General features: G+C 36.0%; 22 protein-coding genes and 1 pseudogene. 9 read left to right on the top strand and 14 right to left on the bottom strand.

Going from position 1 to position 23158, the window contains the following annotated elements; translation table 11 throughout:
• Window positions 1-193 precede the first annotated feature (193 nt).
• A complete protein-coding gene (locus tag A1704_RS13135) occupies window positions 194-778 on the bottom strand; it encodes a hypothetical protein (protein ID WP_062674077.1) in 585 nt (194 codons plus the stop codon).
• A 169-nt stretch (window positions 779-947) separates the two neighbouring features.
• On the opposite strand from A1704_RS13135, the gene A1704_RS13130 reads away from it, so the two are divergent.
• Complete coding sequence (locus tag A1704_RS13130; protein ID WP_062674075.1) at window positions 948-1439, top strand: DinB family protein; 492 nt, start codon at window positions 948-950, stop codon at window positions 1437-1439.
• 159 nt (window positions 1440-1598) lie between these two features.
• Here A1704_RS13130 and A1704_RS13125 read toward each other — a convergent pair whose 3' ends face one another.
• The 3 genes and pseudogenes from A1704_RS13125 to lptB form a co-directional block, all read right to left on the bottom strand.
• Complete coding sequence (locus A1704_RS13125) at window positions 1599-2552, bottom strand: helix-turn-helix transcriptional regulator (RefSeq protein ID WP_062674073.1); 954 nt, start codon at window positions 2550-2552, stop codon at window positions 1599-1601.
• A 62-nt stretch (window positions 2553-2614) separates the two neighbouring features.
• On the bottom strand, window positions 2615-4342 hold the full coding sequence (locus A1704_RS13120) for an ABC transporter ATP-binding protein (protein WP_062674780.1): 1728 nt from the start codon (window positions 4340-4342) through the stop codon (window positions 2615-2617).
• Window positions 4343-4845: 503 nt separating this feature from the next.
• Window positions 4846-5571 (bottom strand): annotated as a pseudogene (gene lptB / locus A1704_RS13115) (LPS export ABC transporter ATP-binding protein); the annotation flags it as partial.
• 152 nt (window positions 5572-5723) lie between these two features.
• On the opposite strand from lptB, the gene A1704_RS13110 reads away from it, so the two are divergent.
• Complete coding sequence (locus A1704_RS13110; protein ID WP_062674071.1) at window positions 5724-6017, top strand: TM2 domain-containing protein; 294 nt, start codon at window positions 5724-5726, stop codon at window positions 6015-6017.
• 77 nt (window positions 6018-6094) lie between these two features.
• On the opposite strand, the gene hemB is transcribed toward A1704_RS13110, so the two are convergent.
• Window positions 6095-7084 (bottom strand): porphobilinogen synthase, encoded by a 990-nt coding sequence (gene hemB, locus A1704_RS13105; protein WP_062674069.1) that lies wholly within the window; start codon window positions 7082-7084, stop codon window positions 6095-6097.
• 118 nt (window positions 7085-7202) lie between these two features.
• On the opposite strand from hemB, the gene A1704_RS13100 reads away from it, so the two are divergent.
• From A1704_RS13100 to A1704_RS13090, 3 genes are all read left to right on the top strand, one after another.
• Window positions 7203-7553 carry a T9SS type A sorting domain-containing protein gene (locus A1704_RS13100; RefSeq protein WP_034699180.1) on the top strand — a complete coding sequence of 117 codons (351 nt, stop codon included), beginning with the start codon at window positions 7203-7205 and terminating at the stop codon, window positions 7551-7553.
• Window positions 7554-7661: 108 nt separating this feature from the next.
• Entirely contained in the window at window positions 7662-8573 is a 912-nt protein-coding gene (locus tag A1704_RS13095; RefSeq protein WP_062674067.1) for an ABC transporter ATP-binding protein, read from the top strand.
• 4 nt (window positions 8574-8577) lie between these two features.
• Window positions 8578-9888 (top strand): ABC transporter permease, encoded by a 1311-nt coding sequence (locus A1704_RS13090; RefSeq protein WP_062674065.1) that lies wholly within the window; start codon window positions 8578-8580, stop codon window positions 9886-9888.
• A 70-nt stretch (window positions 9889-9958) separates the two neighbouring features.
• Here A1704_RS13090 and A1704_RS13085 read toward each other — a convergent pair whose 3' ends face one another.
• From A1704_RS13085 to A1704_RS13050, 8 genes are all read right to left on the bottom strand, one after another.
• The gene (locus A1704_RS13085) at window positions 9959-10630 is read right to left on the bottom strand and encodes a porin family protein (RefSeq protein ID WP_062674063.1); all 672 of its coding nucleotides are present in this window, start codon (window positions 10628-10630) and stop codon (window positions 9959-9961) included.
• A 15-nt stretch (window positions 10631-10645) separates the two neighbouring features.
• Window positions 10646-11518: a succinate--CoA ligase subunit alpha gene (gene sucD, locus A1704_RS13080; RefSeq protein ID WP_002977143.1), complete on the bottom strand. Its 873-nt coding sequence runs from the start codon at window positions 11516-11518 to the stop codon at window positions 10646-10648.
• 90 nt (window positions 11519-11608) lie between these two features.
• Complete coding sequence (locus A1704_RS13075) at window positions 11609-12511, bottom strand: UDP-3-O-(3-hydroxymyristoyl)glucosamine N-acyltransferase (RefSeq protein WP_062674061.1); 903 nt, start codon at window positions 12509-12511, stop codon at window positions 11609-11611.
• 67 nt (window positions 12512-12578) lie between these two features.
• Window positions 12579-13145, bottom strand: coding sequence for an elongation factor P (gene efp / locus A1704_RS13070; RefSeq protein ID WP_002977139.1), 567 nt, complete (start codon window positions 13143-13145; stop codon window positions 12579-12581).
• A gap of 84 nt (window positions 13146-13229) precedes the next feature.
• The gene (gene lpxA / locus A1704_RS13065) at window positions 13230-14024 is read right to left on the bottom strand and encodes an acyl-ACP--UDP-N-acetylglucosamine O-acyltransferase (protein WP_062674059.1); all 795 of its coding nucleotides are present in this window, start codon (window positions 14022-14024) and stop codon (window positions 13230-13232) included.
• Entirely contained in the window at window positions 14025-15422 is a 1398-nt protein-coding gene (locus A1704_RS13060; protein ID WP_034699159.1) for a bifunctional UDP-3-O-[3-hydroxymyristoyl] N-acetylglucosamine deacetylase/3-hydroxyacyl-ACP dehydratase, read from the bottom strand.
• Window positions 15415-16446: a UDP-3-O-(3-hydroxymyristoyl)glucosamine N-acyltransferase gene (gene lpxD, locus A1704_RS13055; protein ID WP_062674056.1), complete on the bottom strand. Its 1032-nt coding sequence runs from the start codon at window positions 16444-16446 to the stop codon at window positions 15415-15417. The genes A1704_RS13060 and lpxD overlap by 8 nt, the downstream gene beginning before the upstream one ends.
• A 71-nt stretch (window positions 16447-16517) precedes the next feature.
• Window positions 16518-17744 carry an HD domain-containing protein gene (locus A1704_RS13050; RefSeq protein WP_062674054.1) on the bottom strand — a complete coding sequence of 409 codons (1227 nt, stop codon included), beginning with the start codon at window positions 17742-17744 and terminating at the stop codon, window positions 16518-16520.
• 237 nt (window positions 17745-17981) lie between these two features.
• Here A1704_RS13050 and A1704_RS13045 point away from each other — a divergent pair, with 237 nt between their 5' ends.
• From A1704_RS13045 to A1704_RS13030, 4 genes are all read left to right on the top strand, one after another.
• A complete protein-coding gene (locus tag A1704_RS13045) occupies window positions 17982-19622 on the top strand; it encodes a S41 family peptidase (protein ID WP_062674052.1) in 1641 nt (546 codons plus the stop codon).
• A 132-nt stretch (window positions 19623-19754) separates the two neighbouring features.
• On the top strand, window positions 19755-21299 hold the full coding sequence (gene porX, locus A1704_RS13040) for a T9SS response regulator signal transducer PorX (protein ID WP_062674050.1): 1545 nt from the start codon (window positions 19755-19757) through the stop codon (window positions 21297-21299).
• A gap of 122 nt (window positions 21300-21421) precedes the next feature.
• Window positions 21422-21799 (top strand): MliC family protein, encoded by a 378-nt coding sequence (locus A1704_RS13035; RefSeq protein ID WP_062674048.1) that lies wholly within the window; start codon window positions 21422-21424, stop codon window positions 21797-21799.
• Window positions 21800-21886: 87 nt separating this feature from the next.
• The gene (locus A1704_RS13030; protein WP_062674046.1) at window positions 21887-22651 is read left to right on the top strand and encodes an exodeoxyribonuclease III; all 765 of its coding nucleotides are present in this window, start codon (window positions 21887-21889) and stop codon (window positions 22649-22651) included.
• A gap of 69 nt (window positions 22652-22720) precedes the next feature.
• Here A1704_RS13030 and A1704_RS13025 read toward each other — a convergent pair whose 3' ends face one another.
• A complete protein-coding gene (locus tag A1704_RS13025) occupies window positions 22721-23092 on the bottom strand; it encodes a septal ring lytic transglycosylase RlpA family protein (RefSeq protein ID WP_062674044.1) in 372 nt (123 codons plus the stop codon).
• Between the last annotated feature and the right edge of the window lie 66 nt (window positions 23093-23158).

Raw genomic sequence — 23158 nt, 5'->3', positions numbered from 1 at the left:
ATAACATGAAAAAAAATAAATCATTAATGTCACATTTGCATAAAAAAATTAATTAGCCAACATCAGAAATAAACATGATTTAATTCGTTCTGACATGTAGTTTTCAGACGGATTGAGATTGCTTTGCCTATGACCGCAATGACTGAAATGACCAGGAATAAAAAATGGCCGGGAGAAACCGGCCATATCCAAATTATTTATTTACCTCTACGTATTGTATGATGGTCTGATTTTTTGGGTTGTAGATAATAGTACTACTGTTCGGAAATCTTTTCAGTTTATAATACTGAATGTTTTTATCAGATTTAATATCTTCCAGAATACGGGTATCAAAAGTATTGTCAGGAAGAAATTTCGATATAAAACTTATTTTATCAATGATATTCTGGCCATCGATCTTACGGGCAGTTTTATCAGATTTATTTTCATCAGAAGTAGGCTGGCTTTCTAAAAACGGAAGTAAAACTGCAATATCAGCTTTATATTTAAAAATATATCCTTCAGGCCTTCCGGGAATTTTGATTTTCTTTCCTTTTTCTTCAGAAACAATAGATGCTCCAGTACTTGGGAAAACAGTATTAAACTTAACATCCTCAGAGTTGGTTAAAGAATTGATAGATTCATTGACCGTCTTCTTTACGGTTTCTTCCACCACCTGTTGTGTTTTTTGCTGTACAGTTTCAGTTGTTTTCTGAACGGTCTGATCTATTTTTTCCTCTATCTTATTGCATGATACTAATAAAAAAGCAGTAATAACAGGCAAAATATACTTCTTCATAATTCTAATAATGGCGGTTTTTTATTAATATACTTTTCTTCTAACGCAAAAGTAGGGATCAATATTTTAATAAAAAAAAATATTTTTTTATTATACGAAATCCTACTGACAAACTGTTGTCATAACTCTCTCTTACCTTTGTATCAACAACAAACAAACCAAATACATTATGACAACTACAGCAACAGCTACGAAACAATTCATGACATCTGAACAGCTATTAGAAGATTGGCAAGGACACAGAAATCTTACAAGAAGAGTGATTGAATCTTTTCCTGAAAAAGAGCTATTTGAATTTTCTGTAGGCGGAATGAGACCATTTGCAAAACTGGCAGTAGAACTGATCAGCATTGGCGGGCCTGCTTTAAAAGGAATTGTGGAAGGAAATATGGAAGCTTATAGTGAAGAAGCTTTTAATCCGAAAACCAAGGAAGAAATTTTGAAAAAATGGGATGAAGAAACGGAAGTGATCAACCATTATTTCAATCAGATTTCTGAAGAACGTTTTCAGGAGACTTTCAATTTATTCGGACAATATGAATTTCCGGTATATCAGAACATTCTTTATTTTGTAGATAATGAAGTTCATCACCGTGGACAAGGATACGTTTATCTGAGAGCTTTAGGAATTGAACCCCCTTTCTTCTGGGAGAGATTTTAATGCACTGAGAAGGTAAAATTGCAGAAAGGGTAACCAAAACTTATATCTTTTTTTGCGACACAACAAATTGACTTTTTTGCAATTCTGCCTTTTCCTTAAACCATTTCATTTATTGCCTCAATTAAGTCTTTAAACCTCAACAGTCTTGTTGGGGTTTTATTATTGATGTCTTTCAACCATTTTTACAAGCAGTTCATTCAAACGGATGCGAAGACTTTCCGGCTCCAGAACTGTAGCATAATCTGCAAAAGTGATCAACCAGCGGGGAAATCCATCACTGATCCATTCTGTTTCAAAAGTGAGTTCCATCCCCCGTTCGGTTTCTACTTCTTCTATCAATCCATAGTATTTTTTAGAATTTACCAAATGATTCATGATCTTTTTGTCAACCAGAAGTTTGGCTTTAACTTTATTTCCATTTGACTTTTTACGGTAATCATTTACCTGTCCGTATTCCTGCAGGAAAGGATTCTGTGTTTTTGAGATTTCCAGAATTCTGTCGATACGAAACTGTCTGAAATCTTTCCTCAGGGTACAGTATGCCATGATGTACCAGATATTAAATTCAAAAAACATCCCGACTGTTTCAATCGTTCTGTTATTCACTCTTCCATCTACCGTCTTATATCTGATATTGAGCTGGGTTTTCTCCGCAATACTTTCCAGGATAATAGGAATTACGTTTTTCAGTGAATCTCCGGAATCTGTATGAAAACTGAAAACATCTATTTGCTTTTCAATATTCTTAATCAGATTTTTATCAGAATATTTCAGTACAGAACGTACTTTTTCCATCGCAGCCTGATAATGATTCCCCAGACTTTGATGGGAAAATTTCTGCATCAGCTTTTCAGCGGTAATGAAACTTAACACTTCTTCTTTGGTAAACATGATCGGAGGAAGCTTATAGCCTTCCATTAAAGAATAGCCGTTTCCAGCTTCTCCCACAATAGGAATACCGGCATTTTCCAGGGTTTTTACATCACGGTAAATAGTTCTGATACTTACATCAAACTTTTCAGCCAGATCCTGAGCGCGTACAACAGGTTTCGACTGCAACTGGGTAAGGATAGCTGTTACCCTATCGAGTTTTTTAAGATAGTGATCGTTCATGATGGAACAAAGCTAAAATTCTTTTTTGAGGTATTACTTATAAATGAGATGACTTTTTGACTTTAATTTTCTTTAAAAGTATTCACCAGTTTATCGAGATTAAGACTGCGGGCAGAGGCATCAAAAATCTCACGGTATGTTCCTTCTTTATTGTACAATTCATCATGAGTTCCATTTTCAACCACTCTGCCTTTTTTCATCACATAAATGGTATCGGAATCCAGAATCTGTGAAAGAGAATGGGAAATAATGATCACCGTTCTTCCTTCTTTAATAGCATCCAGAGAATTTTTGATCTGTTCTGTAGCAATGGCATCCAGACTAGCTGTTGGTTCATCCAGAAAAATAATCGGTGGATTTTTAAGGAACAGTCTTGCAATGGCAATTCTCTGCTGCTGTCCTCCTGAAAGCTGGGTGGCATCATGCTGGTATTTTTCAGGAAGATCCATGATCTGATCGTGCAGATAAGCTTTTTTTGCAGCCTCCTGAATTTTTTCAAAACCGGCATTCATATCGCCGTAACGGATATTATCTTCTATGCTTCCCTGAAAGATATGATTTTTCTGAAGTACAAGCCCCAGATCACTTCTCAGGAAAGTATTTTCATATTCATTAAGGTTGACTCCATCCAAAAGAATCTCCCCGGAATCAGGAAGATAGAATTTACACAAAAGATTGATCACCGTTGATTTTCCTGCACCGCTCAACCCTACCAAAGCTGTCGTCTTTCCGTTTTCAATTTTCATGGAAACATTATGTAAAGCTTTCGTACCATTGGGATAGGTGAAATCAACATTTTTCAATTCAAAAGTTCCTTTGATTTCTTTTTCTACAAAGCTTCCGTTGGATTCTGTTTCATGATCTGCATTTAAAATATCGAAATACCCTTCAGCATAGATCATGGCATCGTTCATATCATCATAAATCCTGTGAAGCTGCCGGATCGGTGCCGAAACATTGTTGAAAAGCATAATATGAAGCATAATTGCTCCAATGGTCATTTGCTGGTCAAGCACCAGATAAACGGTTAAAAGGATAATCAAAACAACTCCAAATTGTTCAATGAACGTTTTTAAACCATCATAAATAAAATTGGTTCTCCTTGTGATCATCTGGCTTTCCATCAGCTCCATCTGAAGGTCATATTGTTTTTTCCCTTCAAATTTTTCACGGACAAAGCTTTTAATAACCATAATAGAATTGATTAGGTTCAAAAGTCCGGAGGTCTTTTTTTCTCTCTGATTCCTAAGCTGGCGTCTCACTCCGCCCAGTTTTTTGGCCTGCAGGGAGCTGATGTAGAAATAGATCGGAACAATAATCGTAGAAACCAGTCCCACATACACATTCTGCATATACATAATGATCAGGGCAATAATGGCATTGGAAAAAAGAGGAAGGATATCAATAAAAAAGTTCTGAACCAATCTGGTAAGACTTTCTATTCCGCGGTCTATTCTGATCTGTAATTTTCCGGATTCATGGTTTTCATCATTAAAATAAGCGACTCTGTAGGTTAAAATCTTATCAATGGCTGATTGTGCCAGCACGGAGCTCACATTAATCCTGATTTTTTCGCCATAAAATTTCTGGCCGAAGTTGATAAAGATGTTTAACAGTTCTTTTCCCAGTAAAATAATGGAAATAATAATGAGAATATGAATCCCCTCCGACATCGGATGTGGAAGATGTGTAAGTTTAGTCACCTCATCTACGGTATATTTCAAAACAATCGGGTTCACCTGTGCTGCAAGAGCTCCCAGAAAAGTAAGAAACAGTGTTCCGTAAATCATGGGACGATAAGGTCTGATGAATGGAACAAGTTGTTTATAGATTCCGAATAAGGTAACGGTTCTGTTAAAAGGTTTAGCCATAGAAATCATTTTAAATGAAAAACGTACCGCTTTCAAAAGAAAAAGGTACGTTTTATTATCATGTTCAGCAAGTGAATGCTTATATTTTATCCTTCAAATACATAAGTTGTAAGGTAGTGCAGCTCTTTTCTGCTGGCTTCTTTAGACTCTGCTTCTGCCTGTTCCAGAGAATATTGGGAATTGATTTCCTTTTTCTGCAAAACAAATGAGTTGTTGGCATTTTTATCCACTACATCATTAAAAATATGTTCAATTTCAGAATTTGCTAAGGTAGCAAAGCTGACTTCTTCAAAGCCATGTAACAATCTAAGATCATCAAACTGACTGAAATTTTCATTGACAAATCCCTGCAGCTGTGCTTTGGAATCAAAGTTACCTGCCCAGATATTGTAAGCATATTTCTTCTTTTTAGGTTTATCTAAAATACTCTGATAAACGAAGTTTTCACCCAGATAGGCTTCTCTTACCTGCGGATCATTGGCAAGATCTTCCGGAAGTCCTTCTTTCAGGATCTTTCCTTCAAACATAATATAGGTTTTGTTTGTAATCGCCAGGGTTTGCTGCACGTTGTGGTCGGTAATCAGAATTCCGATATTTTTATCCACAAGACTTCTTACGATTTTCTGAATATCTTCTACGGCAATCGGGTCTACCCCTGCGAAAGGCTCATCCAGAAGAATGAAGTTCGGGCTTGTAGCAAGACAGCGTGCAATCTCGGTTCTACGTCTTTCTCCCCCGGAAAGAAGGTCTCCTCTGTTTTTACGAACGTGCTGTAAAGAAAACTCTTCAATCAGTTCATCACATTTGATCTGCTGTTCACGTTTTGAAAGCTTCGTCAGTTGTAATACGCCCATGATATTTTCCTCTACAGATAGTTTTCTAAAAACCGAGGCTTCCTGAGCAAGATACCCGATTCCCTTCTGGGCTCTTCGGTACATAGCATCGGTGGTAATCTCCTGCTTATCCAGAAAAATTTTTCCTGAAGTGGGCTTAACCAACCCTACAATCATATAAAACGATGTGGTTTTCCCTGCTCCATTCGGACCCAGCAAACCAACAATTTCTCCCTGTTGAACCTGTACAGAAACGCCTTTTACAACTTTTTTAGGACCGTATTCCTTGATTAAGTTTTCTCCTCGTAAAATCATAGGGCAAATATATCAAAAATATAAACTTCACTTATAGGTTAATATCAACTTGTTTACGTTAAATGCAAACTTGTTCATTTACAACCCATTGTAACTTTTCACTACTTTAATCTACTTATCGTAAAACATCAATCAATTATAAATAGTAAGAAATGGAAAATTACGGTTATACAAAAACAGAAAATGTACAAAACCAGCAAAGCAATGTTCCCTACCGTTCAGAAAAGAAAATCCCTGCAGCTATATTGGGAATTCTTGTGGGATGGCTGGCTTTAAATAAATTTTATCTTGGATATACAAAGGAGGGAATTATTCAGTTGGTTCTGAATGTCGTTACTTTTGGTGCTGCCTCTGTTATTCCTTTTATCGAAGGTATTTTATATCTTTTTATGAGCGATAAACAATTCGATGATACGTATGTGTATGGGAAAAAAGTATGGTTGTAAAATTATTATTACTTCGTTAGAAATAAAAAGAGACTACCGATTGAGTAGTCTCTTTTTTATCTGAATGAATTTAATCATTATTTATTTAAAAGAATAGCTGCTTCTTTTGCAAAATAAGTAAAGATCATATCTGCTCCTGCTCTTTTAAAACAAGTCAAACTTTCAATGATCGTTTTGTCGTTATCCAGCCAGCCGTTTTGAGCAGCTGCTTTTACCATGGCATATTCTCCACTTACATTGTATACTGCAATCGGAAGATCAATGGCTTCACGTACTTTGGAAACGATATCCAGGTAAGGAAGTCCCGGTTTAATCATAATTACATCTGCTCCTTCATCTATATCTTTAAATACTTCATTCAAGGCTTCGCGTGAGTTGTGGAAATCCATCTGATATGTTTTTTTATCTTTCGGAATTTCCATATCATCTTTCGGAGCACTGTCTAAAGCACTTCTGAAAGGGCCATAGAAAGAACTTGCATATTTCGCAGCATAGCTTACAATTCCTACATCTGTAAATCCGCTTTCTTCCAAAGCTTCACGAATGACCATTACTCTGCCATCCATCATATCACTTGGCGCCACAAGATCGGCTCCTGCTTCTGCGTGAGATACTGACATTCTTGCGAGTGCATCATTGGTAGCGTCATTTACAACTTTTCCATTTTCAATGATCCCGTCGTGTCCATAGATTGAATAAGGATCTAAGGCTACATCCGGCATTACAATCATTCCAGGAACGGCATCTTTAATGGCTTTGATCGTATTCTGCATCAATCCGTCTTTGTTCCAGGCTTCTTTTCCTGTATTGTCTTTCAGATGTTCTGACACTTTCATATACAAATTGACAGCTTTTACCCCCAAAGAAAATAATTCCTTACATTCCTTCACCGTTAAATCTATACTGCGCCTGAAAATTCCCGGCATAGACGGGATTGCCTCCTGCTTGTTTTCGCCCTCCATTACGAAGATCGGCATTACAAAATCATCAGTTGTAAGCACATTTTCTCTTACCAGACTTCTGATAGATTCATTAACTCTAAGTCTTCTATTTCTTGAATGTATCATTTTGGAATACTTTTTGAATAAGTTTCTACAAATTTAATATAAGTTCTGCAAAAAACTATTGTACGAAATTGCAGAATGTATTACATTTGTTATATATATTCGAGAAATTATAAATTTGATGAAAAAACTTTTACTTTTATTTCTATTTGTAGGCACTTTTGTTGGATTTTCCAACAATTTTAAAGCTCAGCTTAGAGAGCCGGGTTCCATCACTCAAAAAGCAGATGATGGTGTATTGCTTGCCTATCCAAATCCTGCAAAGGATTTCCTTATCATTAAGGCAAAAGATTCTTCTTTAAGAATCAAAAGTGTGACTTTTTATTCTATTTTGGGTATGCAGGTTGCTAGTTATACCGTAAATATGAATTCCGGAGAGATTAATATTGAAAAATTAAAGCCCGGAAAATATATGATCCGGTATATTTTAAGTGACAACACACAGAAAGTTACTCAAATCGTGAAACAATAAATTAAAATCCTGATAATCATCAGGATTTTTTCTTTTTACATTAATTCTGTTTTAATATTTCCGTAACTTTCGGGACTTTTTCATACTAATAGTAAAAAGAACAACTTAATGCTAAAAGCTGAACATATTAAAAAGACCTATAATGCAGGAAAAAAGGTCGCCCTGGATGATTTCAGCATCCATGTTCCAAAAGGCAGTATTTATGGCCTTTTAGGTCCTAACGGAGCCGGAAAAACTTCTTTTATCCGTATCATTAACCAAATTACTCAGGCAGATTCTGGAGAAATCCATATCAATGGCCAAAAACTTAATCCAGGTCATATTAAAGATATTGGCTATATGCCCGAAGAAAGAGGACTGTACAAAAATATGACTGTGGGTGACCAGATTCTCTATTTTGGGGAACTGAAGGGAATGAAGAAAAGTGATGCGTTGAATGAAGCCAAAAAGTGGTTTGAAAAACTGAACATCGATCAATGGTGGAAGAAAAAACTTTCTGAACTTTCTAAGGGAATGGCACAAAAAATACAGTTTGTGGTAACCGTTCTTCACAGACCTCATCTTTTAATTCTTGATGAGCCGTTTTCAGGTTTTGATCCGGTGAATGCCAACTTAATTAAAGATCAGATCATTGACCTCAAAAATAACGGAACGACCATCATTCTTTCTACCCACAGAATGGAAAGTGTAGAGGAAATGTGTGATTATGTTGCATTGATCAACAATTCAAAGAAGATTATTGACGGAAGAGTTTTTGATGTAAGAGAAAAATTTAAGAAAAATATTTTTGGGATTACGCTTTCTGAAGTAAGCAATGATCACTTTGAAAATTTCAGAAATAAATATGAGATCTTCAACCTATCCAATGAAAATAATCTTGTTTCTTTTGACCTAAAAAACGAAGAGAGCCAGAATAATGTTCTTCTGGATCTTGTACAGGTAGGTAAAGTGAGATCGTTTGACGAAAGAATACCAAGTATGAATGAAGTGTTTATTAATGCTGTAAGTAACCATTCTTAATTTTATGAATAATATTTTTTTAATTACCAAGAGAGAGTTTCTTACCCAGGTTAAGAAAAAGTCTTTCATCATATTGACGCTGCTTGCCCCTGTTATGATTATTGCTTTCGGAGCAATTGTAGGATTAATGTTTAAGGCGAATGAGTCACATAGTATCATAGAAGTGGTTGATAAGAGCGGCTTGTTTAACAATCAGCTTCAATCAAATGATAAATTAAGCTATGTTTTTGTTTCTGCAGCGGATGAAAAGTCCAAGATTAACAATCTAAAAGGGAATGAATCTCTCGATGGCATCCTGATTCTTCCACAGCTGAAAAACCAGAATTTTGATGAACTTGAAAAGGAAACCAGACTGATTATCAACAGTAAAATAGGATTTGATACCAAACAACAAATTGTATCTGATATCAGCAATGTTGTTCGAAAAGAAAAAATAAAGCAACTGGGTATTCAGGAAATACAATTAAATAATCTTGATAAAAATTTTACCTTAAAGACCATCAACGTTACAGATAATAATAAAGAGGATTCTGATCTTGCTTTTGGGGTGAAATCCGGATTAAGTATGGTACTGATGTATGTTACTTTTATGTTCATTATTATTTATGGGGTAAGAGTAATGAGAAGTGTTCTTGAAGAGAAAAATAATCGTGTTGTAGAGATCATTATTTCTTCTGTAAAACCTTTTGAACTGATGATGGGTAAAATTCTGGGAGTAACCATGGTTGCACTGACCCAGTTTCTGATCTGGATTACCATGTCTGTTATTGGTGCACTGGTACTCAATACAGGCTTTTCTCCTCTTCAGAAAAATATTCCGGGAGGTAATGAAGAGATTACAAGCAAACTGGATATGGGGCAGCTTGCTACTCAGATTTCACATAGTCTACTGGAGCTGAATTTTCCGTTAATCATCTTTGTATTCATCGTATTTTTCCTTTTAGGATATATCTTCTATAGTTCTATTTATGCAGCCATTGGTTCAGCAGTGGATAACGAAACAGAAACACAGCAATTTACTTTATTTGCTATTTTACCATTAACATTAGGAATGTATGGGAGTTTCACATTGATGAATAATCCGGAAGGTCCTTTAGGTTTCTGGCTATCCATCATCCCGTTTACTTCACCAGTTGCAATGATTGCCAGAATTCCTTTTGGAGTTCCTGCATGGCAGATTGCATTGTCTATTACATTATTGCTGGTAACTACTATTTTTATGATTTTCCTAGCCGGAAAAATCTACCGTGTAGGTATTTTGATGTACGGAAATAAAGCTACATTAAAAGAGCTTTGGAAATGGATAAGAGGGTAAGAAGTAAAAGCCTATCAATAAAAAAATCCCGGAAACTGAGTTTCCGGGATTTTTTATATTCTGAAATATTCTATTTGAATATATAGCTTAAAGTAAGAGCAATTACCTGTTCTGATTTTTTCTTATCAGTACCCTTAGTTTCTTTAGCGAGACCAGGATAGGTATCACTTAGACCTAAGTCGTATTTTAATGCTACTTCAAGTTGTCTTTTGTAGCTATATCCTACTCCCAGTCCAAGTCCCCAGTTAAAGCTCTTCGCCTTACCATTTACGCCTGCAGGCTGGTTAGGATCGGTAACATCCGGGTCATAATAAGGTCTGCTTACAGGAGCGTCTTTTACGTTCTGGTTCAGCAAGAAATTAAATCTAGGGCCTATTAATCCAAAGAATTCTGATTCTGCTTCAGAAAAATATCCTTTGAAATAAAGAGGCACACTCAGGTAGTTATTAGCATATAAAGCGTCATAACCGCTTACTCCTTTAGCATCTTTATCTTTTCCTGTTTCTCCTGCACCATAGTACAGTACTTCAGGTTGAATAAAGAATTGGTTTGCCTTTCCTACGGGAATCAATGCCAAAGCTCCAGCTTGGAAAGTATATCTTGGGCCTGAAGGGTTGTGGGCGTTAGATACTCTGGAGTAGTTTAAACCTCCTGTCACTCCAAATCTTGTATTTTTCCATTGCACCTGTGCAAAGGAAAAAGCCGAAAGAGTTAAAGCTGAGGCTAATAAAAGTTTTTTCATATGTTGGGTTTTATATTATCCTAGAATCTTAGCTACAGTAGCACCAATATCAGCAGGAGAATCAACAACGTTGATACCGTTTTCTCTCATGATTTCCATTTTAGCCTGAGCTGTATCTTCAGCACCACCTACGATAGCACCTGCGTGTCCCATTGTTCTTCCTTTTGGAGCAGTCTGTCCAGCGATGAAACCTACAACCGGTTTAGTAGATCCGCTAGCTTTGTACCATCTTGCAGCTTCAGCTTCAAGACCTCCACCGATTTCACCGATCATTACAACAGCTTCAGTTTCAGGATCGTTGATGAAAAGTTCTAAAGCTTCTCTTGTAGTTGTTCCGATGATTGGATCACCACCGATACCGATTGCAGTAGAGATACCGTAACCTGCTCTTACTACCTGGTCAGCAGCTTCGTAAGTAAGAGTTCCTGATTTTGAAACGATACCTACTTTTCCTTTTTTGAAAACGAAACCTGGCATAATACCAATTTTAGCTTCTTCAGAAGTAATGATTCCAGGGCAGTTTGGTCCGATTAATCTGCAGTCTCTGTCAGCGATGTAAGATTTTACTTTTACCATATCAGCTACAGGAATACCTTCAGTAATACATACAATTACTTTGATTCCTGCTTCAGCAGCTTCCATGATAGCGTCTGCTGCGAATGCCGGTGGTACGAAAATGATACTTACGTTTGCTCCTGCTTTTTCAACAGCATCAGCTACAGTGTTAAATACCGGCTTTCCTAAATGCTCGCTACCTCCTTTTCCTGGAGTAACACCACCTACTACGTTTGTTCCGTATTCAATCATCTGACCAGCGTGGAAAGTTCCTTCGTTCCCTGTAAATCCTTGTACAATTACTTTAGAATCTTTGTTTACTAAAATTGACATTTTATTGTTGTTTTAATTTATTTATTATTTTATTAATGCTCACAAATTTACTCAAATTTCTTTGATTTTGGATAAAACCTTTGGAATTGTTTATTTGAGATTTCTCAGTTTTACTTCTTTTTTAAGATAAGTTTTAAAATCTTCTGCAAACATCCCGATATAGGTTCCTTTTTCAAGATCTCTGTTGACACCGGTTTTTCCCAAAAGTACAGATCCCGACTCAATTTTGTTACCGGAAGCAATTCCAACCTGTCCCCATAATGTCACCTCATCTCCGATGATACAGCATCCGGCAATTCCTACCTGAGAAGCAATCAGACATTTTTTTCCGATAACGGTATCATGTCCGATCTGAATCTGGTTATCCAAAACGGAACCTTCTCCAATAATGGTAGAGTCTGTAACTCCTCTGTCAATGGTACATCCGTTTCCGATCTCCACATTGTTTTCAATAACAACATTTCCAACAGAGATCAAACGGTCAAAGTTTCCATTTAATTTTCTGTAATAAAATGCATCACCCCCTAAAACGGTGTTAGACTGGATGATGACGTTATCTCCGATTTCCGTACGGTCACCAATGACAACATTAGGAAAGATTAAGGTATTTTTCCCGATCTTCACGTTGTTCCCGATTACTGCCGAAGAATGGATTTTTGTTCCCTCTCCTATTTCAACATCGTGAAGTTCTTCTGTGAAATTATAGATTCTGGTAAAATGGGTATTGATTTTATTAAAGTCTCTGAAAGGATCATCAGAAACCAAAAGTGCTTTACCTTCCGGGCAATCTACTTCTTTATCAATTAAAATAATAGTGGCTGCAGAGTTTAATGCTTTGTCATAATATTTAGGGTGATTCACAAAAACGATATCACCTGGTTTTACCATGTGAATTTCGTTAGTTCCCAATACTTCAAAATCTTCCGGCCCTACAAATGCTGAGCCTATTAAATCTGCAATCGTTTTAAGCTTTTGCGGAGAATGGAATCTCATAACAATAGATTTTCTTATAAAACAAAATTCGGAATGCTGATGCAAACCGAATTTATGTAAATTTTATTTATTCTTTTACTCTTTCTAAGTAGCTTCCGTCTTCAGTGCTTACTTTAATTCTGTCTCCCGGTTCAATGAACAAAGGAACCATTACTCTTGCTCCTGTTTCAACGATTGCGTTTTTAAGAGCATTGGTTGCAGTGTTTCCTTTTACTCCCGGATCAGCTTCGATAACATCAAGGTATACTGATTGCGGAAGTTCAGCAGAAAGTGGAGTTTCATCAGCTTCTTTCAAAATGATAGTCACTTCTTCACCCGCTTTCATAAACTGAGAGTTCTCAATCATTTCTTTGTTGATGTATAACTGAGAGAAATCATCATTGTTCATGAAGTGGAATCCGTTCTCATCATCATACAGATACTGGAATTTTCTGGTGATTACTTTTACTTCATCAATTTTGTGTCCTGCAGAGAAAGTATTATCAATTACTTTACCGTTCGTCACTGACTTTAATTTTGTTCTTACGAAAGCAGGTCCTTTTCCCGGTTTTACGTGAAGGAATTCAATTACTTTATAAATATCATTGCTATATTCGATGCATAGCCCTTTTCTGATATCGTTACTTGTTGCCATTAATATATATTATCTTTTTTACTTAAATTGTATTGGCCGGCAAGCAAACAGGCAGATTTGCGAATTTGCTTTTTAGCATTTCTCTTAATTACTCTCTTTACCGGTTCCGTATCCTTTTACGATACCTCTTGGTGAATTTTGAATAAATTGTAAGATTTCATCTCTTTCAGCCGTTGGAAGCATTTCTTTTTCAATATGGGAAATAGCCTGGGAAACGTTCATCTTCATTTGGAAGATTGCTCTGTAGATCTTCTGAATTTCAAAGATCTTTTCATTCGTAAATCCTCTTCTTCTTAAACCAACAGAATTAATACCAGCATAAGACATAGGTTCTCTTGCTACTTTTACGTAAGGTGGAATATCTTTTCTTACCAAAGTACCTCCGGAAATCATTACATGTTTTCCGATTTTACCGAATTGGTGAACCGCTGATAAACCTCCCATTACTGTATAATCACCAATCTCGACGTGTCCTGCAATACCACAACCGTTTACGATGATAACGTGATCTCCGATAACACAATCATGTGCAATGTGTGAAGTCGCCATAATAAGACAGTGAGCACCTATTTTAGTATATCCTAAAGCCTTTGTCCCTCTGTTTACGGTAACACACTCTCTGATTGTCGTTTCGTCACCGATAATTACCTGGGTATCTTCACCATCAAATTTCAGATCCTGGGGAATTGCAGAGATTACAGTCCCAGGGAAAATCCTACAATTCTTCCCTATTCTTGCTCCATCCATGATGGTTACATTAGGACCAATCCATGTTCCTTCTCCGATTTCTACGTCCCCTGCAATGGTAGTGAAAGGTTCTACGATTACATTTTTGCTGATTTTCGCACGTTTATCTACGGCTGCTAATTGATGAATCATTTAATCAACTTTATTTTTTGCAACTTGAGCCATAAGCTCTGCTTCTACTGCTACAGTGTCTCCTACATATCCATACCCCTGCATATGAACAATTCCTCTTCTGATAGGCTCTATCAATTCAATTTTGAATATAAGCGTATCTCCCGGAATTACTTTTCTTTTGAATTTCACCTTATCAATTTTGATGAAATACGTAGAATAGTTTTCAGGATCCGGAACGCTGGCCAATACAAGAATTCCTCCTGTCTGTGCCAATGCTTCTACCTGAAGAACTCCAGGCATTACAGGCTCTTTAGGGAAGTGTCCAACGAAGAAAGGTTCGTTCATTGTTACATTTTTCAACCCTACTACATGAGAGTCCGAAAGTTCAAGAACTTTGTCAATTAATAAGAACGGAGGTCTGTGAGGCATAAGCTTCATAATTCCGTTGATATCGAATACCGGTTCTTTTGTCAGGTCAAAATCAGGAACGTTTTTCTTTTTCTGCAATTTCCACTGGCGGTTTAGTTTTTTCGCAAACTGAGTATTCACAAAGTGTCCCGGTTTGTTAGCAATAACTTTACCTTTTATTTTTACACCTGCCAAAGCAAGGTCACCGATTACATCCAGTAATTTGTGTCTCGCTGCTTCGTTAGGATAGTTTAAATTAAGATTGTCCAGAATACCGTTTGGTCTGATCGATACATTATCTTTTCCAAAGGCTTTCTTTAATTTTTCTGTGGTATCAGGAGTAAGATCTTTATCTACATATACAATAGCATTGGAAATATCTCCACCTTTGATCAAACCATGATCTAAAAGCATTTCCAATTCATGCAGGAAGCTGAATGTTCTTGCTGATGAGATTTCGTCTTTAAATTCTGAAATATTTTTAAGAGTAGCATTCTGAGTACCTAATACTTTAGTCCCAAAATCTACCATAGTAGTTACTTCGTAAGTATCTGAAGGAATGATGGTGATTTCCGAACCTGTAGCCGGGTCACTGTACGTAAGAACTTCTTTTACCACAAGATATTCTCTTGCAACCGTTTGTTCTGCGACTCCTACACTTTCGATGGCTTCCACAAAATATTTTGAAGACCCATCCAAAATAGGAGGTTCTGAAGCGTCCATTTCTAAAATTGCGTTATCAATATCACAACCAACAAGGGCTGCTAAAAGATGTTCGCAAGTGGTAATTTTTACCCCTAACTTTTCTAATGTAGTTCCTCTTTCAGTTGCTACAACATAATTTACATCAGCTTCTACCTGAGGATGTCCCTCCAAGTCTGTTCTTACAAATACAAAACCTGTATTTTCTTTAGCAGGTTTAATGGTAAGTTTTACTTCTTTACCAGTATGAAGGCCAATTCCAGAAAGAGTTACCTCTTGCTGAAGTGTTTTTTGCATATCACTCATTAGTATTATCTTTTGAGTTATTCTCAAGATTATTTATTCTATTTACTATTCCAGGCAAGTTCCTGAAATGAACATAACTCCTTAAATAGTCATTGTAACTGATTGCTGGTGAACCGTACAAAGTTTCTCTGTCATTAACACTGGAATTCACGCCACTCTGAGCCTGAATTTTCACCTGGTTTCCTATTTTGATATGTCCTACGACACCTACCTGGCCACCAATCTGATTCCAGTCTCCGATAGTAGTGGAACCTGCAATTCCTGCCTGTGCAGCAATTACGTTGTTCTGACCAATTTTCACGTTGTGGGCAATCTGAATCAGGTTATCAATCTTAGTTCCTTTTCCTATTATTGTAGAGCCTATTGTAGCTCTGTCGATACTACAGTTTGAACCAATTTCTACATCGTCTTCAATAATCACATTTCCAAGCTGTGGTATTTTTTTGAAGCCGTCAGCTGTTGGCTGGAAACCAAAACCGTCACCTCCGATTACCGTATTGGAATGAATCACGCAGTTATCTCCAATAATACAGTAGTCATAAATTCTGGCACCACTGTCTATTTTACAGTTTTTACCAATTTTTACACCTTTTCCTATATATACATGTGGATAGATTTGTGATCCTTCCCCGATCTTAGCTTTCTCGGAAACATAGGTAAATGCTCCGATATACGCTTTATCTCCTATGACAGCAGTATCATGAATAGACGAACCGTTTTCAATACCTTCTTTTCTTCCCTGCATTTCCTGATATAAATTCATCAGAATCTGAAAAGAAAGATAGGCATCTTTTACAACGATTAAGGTAGGGTTATAATGATTTTTCTCCAGAAGTTTTTCCGAAACGATGATAACAGAGCATTTTGAGCTATCCAAAAAATGAGAAAATCGATCTTGTGCTATAAAAGAAAGATGTCCTGATTCCCCATTTTCAATTGGTGAAACTCCTGTAATAAGTGCATTCTCGTCACCTATTATTTTACCGTCAATAAAACTTGCAATTTGCGAAGCTGTAAATTCCATATTCTGCAAAGATAAGAAATTCTATAATTTGCAAACATGTTTTAGTTTCAGATCGTAAATTTTAATATTCTTTAAGAGTCCAGTTTGGATATATCTCTTGGAAACATAAGGATATAGCGGGTCGTCTTATTCACAATTAATCCCGATAAAAGCTGATCTTCCGACTCATGCAGCCTTGTTCTTCTCCCATTTTTATGCAGTAAATAAATAGGTTGTTTCTCTGCATGATATGGCAATAATTTTCTTTTAATTTCATGAACCAATTCATTACCATTATTGATTCCGAAAAGTTCATTACTCTTTTTTATTTTTTCCTCAATTATTTCCTGGCCAAAAGGATGTGATGAAATAATTGTTTTAGGCAAATTTCTCTGAATTACACATTTACACCAGTATGACAATACAAAATCTTCTGAATTCTGCCATTCTTTCATGGCCTGAATTACATCATTATCATCAAGCTGAGTAAATCTTTCTATATCTTCATCTGTGGCACCGCTCTTTTCACGGTATAAAAAATATTTCAGATTGTCTGTTGCCGGAAGTTTTACACCCTGGGAAATCAGATATTTTGCCCTTTCAAGGATTTTAACTAAAAGAAACTCTGCCAAAGCTGAAGTTTTATGATAGTACACCTGCCAGTACATGAACATTCTGGCTGTCAGGAAATTTTCAATGGAATAAATCCCCTTTGCATCAATCACCAGTTCGCCTTCTTCACAGACATTCATCATAGAGATGATTCTCTGGGTATTAATATTTCCTTCTGAAACTCCTGTAAAAAAACTGTCCCTTTTTAGGTAGTCCAAACGGTCAACATCCAGTTGGGAAGAGATCAGCTGGTTAAAAAACTTTCTGTGATATTTCCCCTGAAACATTTCAATAGCCATGGATAGTTGGCCCTGGAATTTTTCATTAAGCTTATTCATGAGCAGCAAAGAAAGATTCTCATGATGCCAGTCATCCATCAGCATACTTTCCAATGCGTGTGAAAACGGACCATGACCGATATCATGCATCAAAATGGCCAGCATTGCTCCTTTTTCTTCTTCCTCAGAAATTTTCACTCCTTTCTGCTTCAATGTTTCTAACGCTGTAAACATCAAATGCATTGCTCCAAGAGCATGGTGAAACCTTGTATGGGTAGCACCCGGGAATATCAGATTCAAAAGTCCGGTCTGCCCGATTCTTCTTAATCTCTGAAAATAGGGATGCTCAATGATATCAAATAAAATTTCGTGTGGAATTTTGATAAACCCGTGAACAGGATCGTTGATGATTTTTAGCTTATTCTGCATTGAAACTTCAGTATTAGTAAACAAAGTTAGGCATTTTAAAATTTAGCCTCTTATTAAATTACTATTAAGATATTGGAATAAGACGATGCCCTACCGAATATTTTTCATCAAAAACATCATCATATCAACTTTAGAAATTCCTTGGCATCTATTTTTTATCAATTCAAGATTTTTTGAAAACCTTTTGCGCCTGTTATATTAAAGGATTATCTTTGAGAGAAAACACGACAACCTTTAATGAGACGCTTCTCACTTTTCCTATTTTTATTTTTAAGTTTAAACTTTTCCGCACAAATAATCACCGAGACCCAAAAGCTGGAATCTCTGTGCAGGATTTGGGGATTTTTAAAATATTACCATCCCCGTGTAGCAAAGGGAAATCTTAACTGGGATAAGCAGCTTTTTCAAAAAATCAATGAACTTGAAAATATTCATGATAAGCAGTCTCTCAATAGTTTTTATTCTGAATGGATTGAGAGCCTCGGAGAAGTTCCGCCATGCAAAGAATGTTCAGTTAAAGATCAGAAGGTGTATTTCCTTAAAAATTTTGATCTACGCTGGATGGACAATTCACAGATTTTCTCTGATGATGTATCTCAAAAGCTTCGTTATATCGAAAAAAACAGGAATCTTGGAGACAATCACTATGTGGGAAAAGGGGGAAGAAAAATATATTTCAGAAATGAAAAATCCTATGGATCAAAATTTACTTCCACAGCGATTAGTTTACTGGAGCTATTCAGATATTGGAATTACGTAGAATATTTCTTTCCTTATAAATATGAAACTGATCAGAACTGGAATGATGTCCTTACAGAAATGATTCCCAGATTCCTAATGATTGATAATGACGAGAATTTTCACCTAGCATTAGCAGAACTGGTGGCTAAAACGGATGACTCACACGCTTATATTTCGTCAAAAGAAATTCAACTTAGTTTGTATGGTCAAAGAAAAGTTCCGGTAGAATATACTTATGCTGAAGGAAAACTAGTGATTACAAAAGTTAACGACACACGATCCAGACATAAAAGTACTCTGCATCCGGGAGATGTCATTTATGATATTGAAGGAAAAACCATCCCGCAAGTGATCAACAGTTTAACCAAATACACACCCGCTTCCAACTCATGGGGAAAGGTTAGTAAAATAAAAGATAAACTTCTCTTCAGCAAGAATGATTCTATTTCCATAAAGATTGAAAGGGATGGACAAAACATAGAAATAAAAACCCGAACGTATCTCATTAAGGATATTATTCACGAAAAAATACCTGTCTCAAAAAAATGGAAATTTATGGATGATGAAAAGAAAATCGGGTATGTGAATATGGGAATTATAGAAAAGGAAGATATTGACGAAATGTACAGTAGTTTAAAATCCGCAAAATCCATTATCTTTGATCTCAGGAATTATCCAAAACAAACGATCATTCCCTTAAGTTACCTTCTTCTTCCCAGCCCCTCAATCTATTATCAATTTACTTTTCCTGACACCACCTATCTCGGGAAATTTTACAGCAGAAAAAATGTCACTGGCAGAAAGAATCCTGAATACTATAAAGGAAATGTAATCGTTTTAGTAGATGAGAATACGCAAAGCCAGGCAGAAACTACAACCATGATGTTCAAACAGCATCCGAAAGCGAAAATTATCGGAAGTAATACTTCGGGAGCCAACGGAGATGTGATTATGTTTAAAATTGCCAACCTTGATACACGGTTTACAGGTTTGGGTGCTTATTACCCTGATGGCAGAGAAACCCAAAGAATCGGAATTATTCCTGACATCTTCATAAAACCAAGTGTAGAAGGGATAAAAAACGGAAAAGACGAAGTATTGGAAAAGGCTTTGGAATATATAAAAACGACTGATTAAGTGAAGTGAAAATGTGAATTATTCTACGCTATTTTCATTTAACTTATATTTAACTTTTAATCTTTCGAATTTGTGAGATTTTAAAAGGATTTGGTCAACATTTTGATACAATAACCATGTAAAAAATAAATTATGTCAGAAAAGATATTATGGATCGATGATGAAATAGATTTACTTAAACCTCATATCGTATTTTTAGAAAAGAAAGGTTATCAGGTAACCCCTGTTAACAATGTAAATGAGGCTTTGGAGCTTATGGATTCAGAGAAATTTGCTTTAACCCTCATTGATGAAAATATGCCAGGCATTTCCGGTCTGGAGGCCATTCCAATGATCAAGGAAAAAGATAACGCCTTAAAAATCGTCATGGTAACCAAAAGCGAAGAGGAACACATTATGGAAGAGGCTATCGGTTCCCAGATTGCCGATTATATATTAAAGCCTGTAAACCCTAATCAGATATTACTTTCCCTAAAGAAAAACCTTCAGCAGGATAATCTTGTTGAACAAAAAACGATTCTACAATACCAGCAGGAATTCAGAAATCTTTCCATGGAACTTTCTTACCTGAGAACGTATCAGGAATGGGCTGAATATTATAAAAAGATCCTTAGCTGGGAAATCAAATTTGATAAAGTAGCAGACAATGAATTCGCGGATCTGCTGCAGTCTCAGAAAGAGGAAGCTAACATTCAGTTTGCCAAGTTTATTGAGAAAAATTATGAAAACTGGCTTACAGATTCAGATAAACCGATGATGAGTCACACACTTTTCAAGGAAAAAGTAAAACCGGAAGTGGAAAAAGAAAAAGTTCTTTTACTGATGGTGGATAATCTTCGTTACGATCAGTGGAAAGTGATTGAACCTTTATTTACAAAATACTACAATAAAGTTTCAGAAGATTATTACTACAGTATTCTTCCTACGGCAACACAGTATGCGAGAAACTCTTTCTTTGCAGGATTAATGCCGTCTGAGATTGAGAAACGCTTCCCTGATAAATGGTTCAATGATAATGAAGAGGGAAACAAAAATGAATTTGAACGTGACTTTCTGGAAGATCAGATGAAGAGAATTGGTCTCGGTTCAAAATCTATGAAATACCTTAAAGTACTGAACGCTGATTTTGAAAGAAAGATTTATGATGATTTCAATCAGCATAAAAATAATGATCTTCTGGTCATTGTCTATAACTTTATTGATATCCTTTCACACGCGAAAACAGATAATCATATTGTAGACCAGCTGATTCGTGATGATAAGACTTTCCGTTCCCTTACCTTCAACTGGTTTGAAAACTCTTCTTTATTGAAGATCATTAAGGCAGCTGCAGAAAACGGATATAAGCTGGTGATCACAACAGATCACGGTACTGTATATGTTAAAAAGCCAAGTAAAGTGGTAGGAGACAGAGAAACTTCTACGAATATCAGATATAAAACAGGTAAAAGCTTAACGTATGATGACAGTGATGTATGGGCCATTACCAACCCGGAAAAGCTTTTCCTTCCAAAAGGAAACCTAAGCTCGAAATATATTTTTGCTAAAAACAATATATTCCTGGCGTATCCTAAAAATTACAATCATTTTGTTAATTACTATAAAGAAACTTACCAGCATGGAGGAATTTCACTTGAAGAGTGTATCATCCCTATCAGCGTATTAGAACCCAAGTAGTTTTTTTCATAGTTTATTTAATTTTGGGTTAAAGGCGGAAAAAATCATTCGATTTTTTCCGCCTCTTTTTTTAAGGCATTCATTTTGCATACTAGAAGACAACCTTAAATAAATATAATCTTATGAAAAAACACATTTTTATTGCAGCAGCATTCTCAGCATTATTTTTAACTTCATGTAACAAAGAAAAGAAAACAACAGATTCCACTCCCGCTTCTGTAGACAGTGTTGCATCCAAGCCATCTGATTCAGCAGCTGTTTCAGGAACTCAGGATGAAATTGTAAAAAGTACTTCGAAAGACAGCAATGGAAAAACGTTGGATATGACTTTCAATAATACCAAAAATACAGCTACGGTGGTTTTCAACAATGAAACAATTGAACTACAGGGACAAAAGCCTGCATCAGGAATATGGTATAAGAATGATCATTATGAGCTAAGAGGTAAAGGTGAGGAAATAGAATTGACAAAAGACGGTAAAACTGTTTTCAAAAAATAAAAACCTTACTAACAATATAAAAAGTCGGCTTTGAAATTAAAGACCGGCTTTTTTATTTCCCTACATTTGAAAAAATTTATTTTGTTTATGAGATTAATCACTTACAATGTCAACGGAATCAGAGCTGCTTTCACAAAAGATTTTCTGGGCTGGCTGAAAATTGCAGATCCGGATATCATCTGTATTCAGGAGAGTAAAGCAGGAAACGATCAGATAGATATCGAAAGTCTTGAAAAATTAGGATATCACAGTTATTGGCATTCTGCAGTAAGAAAAGGTTACAGTGGAGTCGGAATTGCTTCAAAAATAAAGCCTAATCATGTAGAGTATGGTTGTGGTATAGAAAGCTATGATAATGAAGGAAGAATCATCCGTGCCGATTTTGACGGATTTTCTGCAATATCCGTATACGTTCCTTCTGCATCTAATATTGAAAGACTGGATTTTAAAATGCAGTTCTGCCATGACTTCCTTGAGTATATCAAGAATTTAAAAAAAGAAATTCCTAACCTTGTTATATCCGGTGATTTTAATATTTGCCATGAAGCTATCGATATTCACAACCCTGTCGGTTTAAAAAATGTTTCAGGATTTCTTCCCATGGAAAGAGAGTGGATGACCAGTTTTATCAATGAGTGTGAACTGATTGACAGTTTCAGATTCTTTAATAATGAACCGGATAATTATACATGGTGGAGCTACCGACAAAATTCAAGGGAAAGAAATAAAGGCTGGAGGTTAGATTATAACTTCACTTCCTACAGTTTAAAAGATAAGCTTACAAGGGCTGTTATTTTAAAGGAAGCTGTACATTCTGACCATTGTCCTGCTCTATTGGAATTAGATGTATAATCAATGCTATATTTATCCATACAAAAAGCCAGCTCAATCAGCTGGCTTTTTTTAATTTAAATCATAAAATTAATCGACAATTTCATATTCGACCGGAATAGTACCATGGTTGATATCTCCGATCTCATCGAACGCAGCTTTAGACATGTCTAAAGATCTTGATGAATGGTAAGGCCCTCTGTCATTAATTCTCACTATTACCTCTTTACCATTTTTAAGGTTGGTTACCTTAACGTTTGTTCCAAATGGAAGCGTTCTGTTTGCCGCAGTGAATTTTGAGTTATCAAAGATTTCTCCGCTGGCAGTTTTTCTACCGTTAAATTTATCGTGGTAGTACGATGCATAACTTGTTTTTTTCGCATCTAAGGCATTACTTGTAAAAGAGTAAACACCTAGGGTTGAAATCATCATTATGATTACGAGAATGAATCTTTTCATCATTTTGAACTTTTATTGGTTTTGACGGAGCAAATGTATCAGGAATCTTTATAAAACCCTATTCAGTAT

The organism is Chryseobacterium cucumeris (genome assembly GCF_001593385.1).
GTDB lineage: Bacteria > Bacteroidota > Bacteroidia > Flavobacteriales > Weeksellaceae > Chryseobacterium > Chryseobacterium cucumeris.
Note: the sequence above shows the minus strand (reverse complement) of the source record. Positions and strands in the feature narration are given on the sequence as shown.

What these genes read in the sequence shown, in the direction of transcription:
- A1704_RS13090 (WP_062674065.1), top strand. Translation starts at nt 8,578, where the DNA reads ATGAATAATATTTTTTTAATTACCAAGAGAGAGTTTCTTACCCAGGTT.
- porX (WP_062674050.1), top strand. Translation starts at nt 19,755, where the DNA reads ATGTCAGAAAAGATATTATGGATCGATGATGAAATAGATTTACTTAAA.
- lpxA (WP_062674059.1), bottom strand. Translation starts at nt 14,024, where the DNA reads ATGATTCATCAATTAGCAGCCGTAGATAAACGTGCGAAAATCAGCAAA.
- A1704_RS13050 (WP_062674054.1), bottom strand. Translation starts at nt 17,744, where the DNA reads ATGCAGAATAAGCTAAAAATCATCAACGATCCTGTTCACGGGTTTATC.
- hemB (WP_062674069.1), bottom strand. Translation starts at nt 7,084, where the DNA reads ATGATACATTCAAGAAATAGAAGACTTAGAGTTAATGAATCTATCAGA.
- A1704_RS13025 (WP_062674044.1), bottom strand. Translation starts at nt 23,092, where the DNA reads ATGATGAAAAGATTCATTCTCGTAATCATAATGATGATTTCAACCCTA.
- A1704_RS13100 (WP_034699180.1), top strand. Translation starts at nt 7,203, where the DNA reads ATGAAAAAACTTTTACTTTTATTTCTATTTGTAGGCACTTTTGTTGGA.
- A1704_RS13035 (WP_062674048.1), top strand. Translation starts at nt 21,422, where the DNA reads ATGAAAAAACACATTTTTATTGCAGCAGCATTCTCAGCATTATTTTTA.
- A1704_RS13130 (WP_062674075.1), top strand. Translation starts at nt 948, where the DNA reads ATGACAACTACAGCAACAGCTACGAAACAATTCATGACATCTGAACAG.
- A1704_RS13110 (WP_062674071.1), top strand. Translation starts at nt 5,724, where the DNA reads ATGGAAAATTACGGTTATACAAAAACAGAAAATGTACAAAACCAGCAA.
- A1704_RS13125 (WP_062674073.1), bottom strand. Translation starts at nt 2,552, where the DNA reads ATGAACGATCACTATCTTAAAAAACTCGATAGGGTAACAGCTATCCTT.
- A1704_RS13085 (WP_062674063.1), bottom strand. Translation starts at nt 10,630, where the DNA reads ATGAAAAAACTTTTATTAGCCTCAGCTTTAACTCTTTCGGCTTTTTCC.
- A1704_RS13075 (WP_062674061.1), bottom strand. Translation starts at nt 12,511, where the DNA reads ATGAGATTCCATTCTCCGCAAAAGCTTAAAACGATTGCAGATTTAATA.
- A1704_RS13060 (WP_034699159.1), bottom strand. Translation starts at nt 15,422, where the DNA reads ATGAGTGATATGCAAAAAACACTTCAGCAAGAGGTAACTCTTTCTGGA.
- A1704_RS13095 (WP_062674067.1), top strand. Translation starts at nt 7,662, where the DNA reads ATGCTAAAAGCTGAACATATTAAAAAGACCTATAATGCAGGAAAAAAG.
- efp (WP_002977139.1), bottom strand. Translation starts at nt 13,145, where the DNA reads ATGGCAACAAGTAACGATATCAGAAAAGGGCTATGCATCGAATATAGC.
- A1704_RS13120 (WP_062674780.1), bottom strand. Translation starts at nt 4,342, where the DNA reads ATGATTTACGGAACACTGTTTCTTACTTTTCTGGGAGCTCTTGCAGCA.
- lpxD (WP_062674056.1), bottom strand. Translation starts at nt 16,446, where the DNA reads ATGGAATTTACAGCTTCGCAAATTGCAAGTTTTATTGACGGTAAAATA.
- sucD (WP_002977143.1), bottom strand. Translation starts at nt 11,518, where the DNA reads ATGTCAATTTTAGTAAACAAAGATTCTAAAGTAATTGTACAAGGATTT.
- A1704_RS13030 (WP_062674046.1), top strand. Translation starts at nt 21,887, where the DNA reads ATGAGATTAATCACTTACAATGTCAACGGAATCAGAGCTGCTTTCACA.
- A1704_RS13135 (WP_062674077.1), bottom strand. Translation starts at nt 778, where the DNA reads ATGAAGAAGTATATTTTGCCTGTTATTACTGCTTTTTTATTAGTATCA.
- A1704_RS13045 (WP_062674052.1), top strand. Translation starts at nt 17,982, where the DNA reads ATGAGACGCTTCTCACTTTTCCTATTTTTATTTTTAAGTTTAAACTTT.